This is a genomic window from Candidatus Binatus sp. (genome assembly GCF_030646925.1).
Taxonomy (GTDB): Bacteria; Desulfobacterota; Binatia; order Binatales; family Binataceae; genus Binatus.
Window position 1 is genome coordinate 1 of sequence record NZ_JAUSKL010000045.1, and the last position, 5,719, is coordinate 5,719.

Here is a 5,719-nt window from a genome sequence, read left to right on the forward strand (position 1 = left end):
ACGTTCGCCTACGATGGTGACGGTCGCCGGAGCAGTCTGAAGACCACCGGCGTCGCTGCCAATGCCGTGCAAACATTCTATGCCTACGACAATGACTCTCGCCCGTGTGCATTGTACTACGGCTCCGGCTCAGGGCTGAGCAATGGAACTTGCTCGGGGATCCTCCGCAAGGAGTCAGGTGAATGAAGCTCAAAGGCGTGCTCGATTTCTCGCTTGGCAATTTCCTATGCCTGCGCGGCTAACTTGTCTCGAGGTCGGGCAAATCTCGCGAGTCAGATAATTGGTCGCCTTCACGAATGATTTTCAAGATAAGGAGAAAGTCTTCGACGCTTCGCGCTTGGCCCAGAAACGAAACCTGGGAAAGCATCTTCAATTCTTCGCCAGAGATTGAATGACGACGATGCAATCGATGGTCGGCGAGAAATCGCTCGTACGTCCAGGACTCTCCCGACCCCGCCCGCGCATTCTCCGCAGAAGTGCGCGAAATTCGCGCGTGTGCGTGGGTTCACGGCAATCAAAGGGAACCGGGGAATCACTGATTGCCGGTACCGTAGCGGATTTCGGCGCGTTTCTCTCCGCCCGTCGTTCACCCGGTGCGCTTTGGCTCGTCAGCGCAGCCGGAAGGACCCGCGCGATGCGGCCGCGCGTTCAATGGGGTGAAGCCGCGAAGAATCGACCATCGCCTTCAGTGCGGCGTTGGCGGGAGCCTTGCCTATACCAATCCTCCTCGCGGACTTAATAGTTCCATGAATACGTACTTACCGCCGAATCGATGATTTGGGCGTCGCGCAATCGCTCGGCTCGCTGGCGTACCGTATTTGACATATGGATCGGGACAGTTCGAAGCCGCTGGAGCCCAGGTTGAATCATTCAACTGCGATCGCGTGCTTCATTCAGATGGTGCGCGACGCATTCAGCCAGTCTTTGGGACGGACGGCATTTGTGAGCGGCGCACTCGACGTGGCGGGGTCGGTATTCGCGTTCGCGGTGTTCACGGCGGTCGCGATCGCGCTGTGGGTTATATAGGGCGAGCATAAACGCCGATGCTACCAGAGTTCTGGACTTACCAATCGAATGCCGGCGCTGCCTCCGAATGGAACGCTGCGGCCTTGGCCTATTCCGCCTCCCATCGTACCGTCGAACTGAACACTGTCGTTTAGGATGTAGCGGTAGCCAAACTGGACACCGATCGCGTCTTCATCTGAGTAGGGATCACCCCGAAAAATCTCCACAATTCCATTCAGCGCCCCGAGCAAACGGACCTGGGTCCCCACCCCCCAGAATAACTGCGTAAGCCTGCTTGAATCCTCCTTCGGACTGACGACGCCGAGATTTACATGGATGAGAACGCGGTCGTCGCCGAGAAAAGACTCCCTGACCGCGAGGTAAGCAAACGGATCCCAATCCCTTGACTGAAAGCCTCCGGTACCGACCGGTGGAACAACTCCCGCCGCCACCGCTACGCCTGGCCATCGATTCACATCTGCTTGCCGGAGTAGATACTTCGCCTGCACTATCGGCCCCGCTGCTGCAGCCCGCGATCGGCGCTTATAGTTCACTCCGTACGGGCCACCAAATGTGAGCTCCAGCGGCTCTAAAGGTCCGAACGCGATCAACGACCAGTGTTGAACCGAATCACTGTCGCCCTCCAGCCAGGTCTCGAGTTGCGCCCGTCGCGCGCCCACGACCCGCGCGTCGTCGGTCACGAATGGCCTGATTGCGAGCGCACTGGAAGGAGTGAACGCGACCGAAAGCCAGAGAGCATGGACCAGCACCCAGCGCATCGTTCTCAATTCGGGCAGACCCGGAACGCACGAGCAAAGCATGTTTGAGAGACTGCCCACACGCGAGGTCCGACCGCAATCAGTTCGGCGAGCTTCTATCGCTTTCGAGCCGTGGGTGTATAAGTGTGGCTTACGATGCTCGCGATCAGCGATCACTCTGGCGATCACTCTGAAAATGCAGTTTTGGCGGCGCTGGCCGTTAAATTATCCGCACAAATGAAAGGTTATTCGGTTCAGAGTGATCATTTTCGGCGCGATCACTCTGCGCCGCCCATCACTCAGCGTGTCGGAGACGAAGTCGAGCGACCAGCGTTGGTTGATCGCGTGCGGCACGAGCATTGGGGTTCGGGTTCCCATCGCACGTTTGCGCACGGAGACAAGGTCGCGCTGGTCGGTGCGGCCATGACCAATGCCACCAGGCCGGTGGGGGTCCAAGTCAGGTAGAGCCGAGCGACGCGGCCCCCCCGTATCAGACATGCCTGCCGTATGAGGACATGTCCGTTTATCTCGGCTCCACCGCACCCATCAGGCAGCAGCAGCTTTGTCGTGCATTCGCCAGGACTCCGTGCCAGCCGGCAATTGAAAGAGCTTGGCTGCGTTCTCACGCATGATTGCTTGCCGTTGATGCTCCTGGAGATGGGCAGTGTGTTCTGCCAGCAATTGCTGCGAACGAGGCCAGGTCGAATCCGTATGCGGAAAATCACTCGCCCACAGGAGTTGCGTGTATGGCATCAGATGCAAGGAGTTGAAGGCAGTCAGGTCGTCCTGGAACGTCATCCAGACGTTACTCTTGATGTATTCACTCGGCAGCTTGGACAGGCCGTTGATTACCCCACCCTCGACATTGAACTTGGCCGCGTGGTCCATGCGATACATGTAGTGAGGCATCCAGCCCGCATCGCCTTCAGCGCACACCAGTTTCAATTTCGGATGGCGCTCGAAGACGCCGCCCAACACCATGAGACCAACGACATCTTGCACCGCGCGAATGATGCCGAGGAAATTGTTCATCTCGTGCCCACGATGCGGCATGTTGAGACTGCCGTCGCGCGACGTCAAAATGTGAAAGCAAATTGGCAGTCCTAGATCGGTAGCACACTCCCACAAGGCGTCATAATCGGGATGGTCGTAGTCCTCGTGAATCGGGCGGCCTGGCATCATCATGCCTACCATCCCCATCTCTTTGGCGCGCCGGAAATCTTCGATCGCGCTATCCACACTTAAGACCGCGGTCTGCGCCAATCCGAAAATACGATCCGGCGCCTCATTACACATCGCCTGCAGCCAACGATTGTATGCTTTCATGCAGGCGTCCTTGTACTCGGCATCGCGATGCATACAGAGGCCCATCCCGACTGAGGCGTAGATGATCTCGGCGGCAATCCCATCCTGGTCCATGTAGGGCAGCCGCGCCCGACCACCGTAAGCGGCCTCGCGGACATCCGAAAACTTGAGTCTCTTGGCTCGGGCGTTTCGTTCCTTGATGCTAAAGCCGGCGCCGTCGATAAAGCCGAGCGCGACGGGCCGCTTCATCCCTGGCACGACAAACGCCTCAGTTCCGTCAGGTTGCTCGACGACACGCGGTGCGTTGTCGCGATACTTCGGGTCGATATAGTCCACATAACAATTGGGTGGTTCACACACATGGCCGTCTGCTGAAATTATGCCCCGAGGAATCATGTTAAGGTCTCCTTTCCGTGTTTATGCGCGGTTCCTTCTCAAGCCAGATCCAGGCCCTTCATCCCTTCTTTGCGCCACTTCCGAATCAGGTTGAAGTACTCGTTCGGGCCGCCGCCATATTGCTCGCCGGCAAAACCCGCGTTGGCTTCCGGGTTGCCCTCGTTGTTGTAGTAACCGGGAGTGCAATCATTCAGGAACCGCGCATGAAACACCGCCTTGCGCCTGATCGTCGCGACCCATTCGGCTTCGGCGTCGGCGCTGGGTTCGATCGAACGCGCCTCGTGCTGTTTGGCGTGCTGGACGAGATCGGTGATGTGATGGGCCTGCTCGTCAAGCATGTGCGGGAAGTTCGCGGTGATCGCGTTTTGCAGCACGCCCATGTGAAAACAGTTGGGGAAGCCGTGGCTGAAAAAGCCATGCAGCGTTTTCATACCGCCCGCCCAGTAGTCGGTCAGTGAATTGCCGCCTCGCCCGTAAACCTCGAATCCGGCGCGACGCGTGTAGGCCGTGCCGACCTCGAACCCGGTCGCGAAGATGATGCAATCGACTTCGTACTCGACGCCGTCGAACACGACTCCCTTCTCCGTGAGCCGCTCGACGCCGCGGCCCTGAGTATCCACCAGGGTCACGTTGGGGCGGTTGAAGGTAGGCAGATATTCGTCGTTGAAGGTCGGCCGCTTGCAGAACTGCCGGTACCACGGCTTCAACGCCGCCGCCGTCTTCGGATCCTTCACGACCGAGTCCACGCGCGCACGGACTTCGTTCATCTTCTTGAAGTCGGCCAGTTCCATCATGCGCGCCATGTCGTGCCGGACCTCGTCGGCAGCAGCGCCCTTGCGCGGCACCATCTGGCCGAGATGCCGAATGATGTCGGTCCAGCCGTCACTTACCAGGTCAACCTCGGCCTGGCCGCCGGTGACCAGCGTGTTGAAATTATCCATGCGTAGGCGCTGCCAGCCGGCATCCAGCGATTCAGCCCACTTTTGATCGGTCGGACGATTGCGCCGCTCATCCACCGAGGACGGCGTGCGCTGAAAGACGTACAGATGCTTCGCGTGCTTGCCGAGATGCGGCACGCATTGGATCGCGGTCGCGCCGGTGCCGATGATCGCGACGCGCTTGTCGCTAAGCTTGTGCAGATTACCGGTAGTGTCGCCGCCGGTGTAGTTGTAGTCCCAGCGGCTGGTGTGGAAGGTGTGCCCCTTGTAGCTGTCGATACCGGGGATGCCGGGCAGCTTGGGCCGGTTCAGCGGTCCGTTGGACATGATCACGTAACGCGCGCGCAGCCGGTCGCCGCGATTGGTGGTGACGGTCCATCGGCACTCGTCCTCGTTCCACTTGAGTTCCTTGATTTGGGTCTGGAAGAGGGCGCCGCGGTAGAGGTCGAACTGGTTCGCGATTCGCCGCGAGTGCTCCAGAATTTCCGGCGCGAAGGAGTACTTTTCCTTCGGTATGTAGCCGGTCTCCTCGAGCAGCGGCAGATAGATGTAAGCCTCGATATCGCACTGCGCGCCCGGATAACGATTCCAGTACCAGGTGCCGCCGAAGTCGCCGCCCTTCTCGACGATACGAATGTCCTCGAAGCCGGCCTGGCGCAGCCGTGCTCCGGCCAGCAATCCGCCGAAGCCGCCGCCGATTATGAGCACCTCGAGAGTCTCGTCGATCGGCTCGCGGGTGAAGCCTGGGTCCACGTACGGGTCGTCGATGTAGCGCGTGAAATCTCCGGTCACTTCGAGGTACTGCTGGTTGCCGTCGGTGCGGATACGCCTATCGCGCTCTTCGCGATACTTCGTCCGCAGCGCCTCGGGGTCGAAATCGATACCGGGTACGCCGTCTTTCACGTCGGTCGAGAAATCACTCATGTCGAATCTCCTTAGAAAGTGGCCGGCGCGCGGTTGGCTCGGCCCGTTCTCTCAGATGGTCCTAAGTTCGGTAAGCGATCATTTACCACAAAAATTATGCGCCCGACAAAGTCAAGTTCATCGATCGCGCGCGACTACCAGGCGACCACTCCTCGGACGGAGGTATTGACCTGTACCCCCGAAAACTCAGCCGAAATGAGGGAGGGTCCGTCGCCTGAAAGAGAGACGCATTCCGCTGGCCTCGCAGTCATCCGTCAGGCGGCGACGCGATGCGCAGTAAATCGCACCGGCAAATGCTTGATGCCGGCGATCAGGTTCGAGCGCAGTCGCTCCATCGAGCCGGTGGCTTCCATATCGGGCAGGCGCCGCAGCAGTTCATCGATCATGACCCGC

6 protein-coding genes are annotated in these 5,719 nt (G+C 59.3%); 3 read left to right on the forward strand and 3 right to left on the reverse strand.

Annotated elements, in window-relative coordinates; translation table 11 throughout:
• The coding region (locus Q7S58_RS07295) for a hypothetical protein (RefSeq protein WP_304822752.1) at positions 1 to 186 on the forward strand (186 nt) is incomplete at its 5' end.
• Positions 187 to 861: 675 nt separating this feature from the next.
• Complete coding sequence (locus Q7S58_RS07300; RefSeq protein WP_304822755.1) at positions 862 to 1,026, forward strand: hypothetical protein; 165 nt, start codon at positions 862 to 864, stop codon at positions 1,024 to 1,026.
• A 20-nt stretch (positions 1,027 to 1,046) separates the two neighbouring features.
• Here the strand turns inward: Q7S58_RS07300 and Q7S58_RS07305 are convergent, their stop codons facing one another.
• Complete coding sequence (locus tag Q7S58_RS07305; RefSeq protein WP_304822758.1) at positions 1,047 to 1,784, reverse strand: hypothetical protein; 738 nt, start codon at positions 1,782 to 1,784, stop codon at positions 1,047 to 1,049.
• 135 nt (positions 1,785 to 1,919) lie between these two features.
• Here Q7S58_RS07305 and Q7S58_RS07310 point away from each other — a divergent pair, with 135 nt between their 5' ends.
• Complete coding sequence (locus Q7S58_RS07310) at positions 1,920 to 2,228, forward strand: hypothetical protein (RefSeq protein ID WP_304822768.1); 309 nt, start codon at positions 1,920 to 1,922, stop codon at positions 2,226 to 2,228.
• A gap of 81 nt (positions 2,229 to 2,309) precedes the next feature.
• Here Q7S58_RS07310 and Q7S58_RS07315 read toward each other — a convergent pair whose 3' ends face one another.
• The gene (locus Q7S58_RS07315) at positions 2,310 to 3,404 is read right to left on the reverse strand and encodes an amidohydrolase family protein (protein WP_304822761.1); all 1,095 of its coding nucleotides are present in this window, start codon (positions 3,402 to 3,404) and stop codon (positions 2,310 to 2,312) included.
• 98 nt (positions 3,405 to 3,502) lie between these two features.
• Positions 3,503 to 5,326: an NAD(P)/FAD-dependent oxidoreductase gene (locus tag Q7S58_RS07320; RefSeq protein ID WP_304822764.1), complete on the reverse strand. Its 1,824-nt coding sequence runs from the start codon at positions 5,324 to 5,326 to the stop codon at positions 3,503 to 3,505.
• Positions 5,327 to 5,719: the final 393 nt, after the last annotated feature.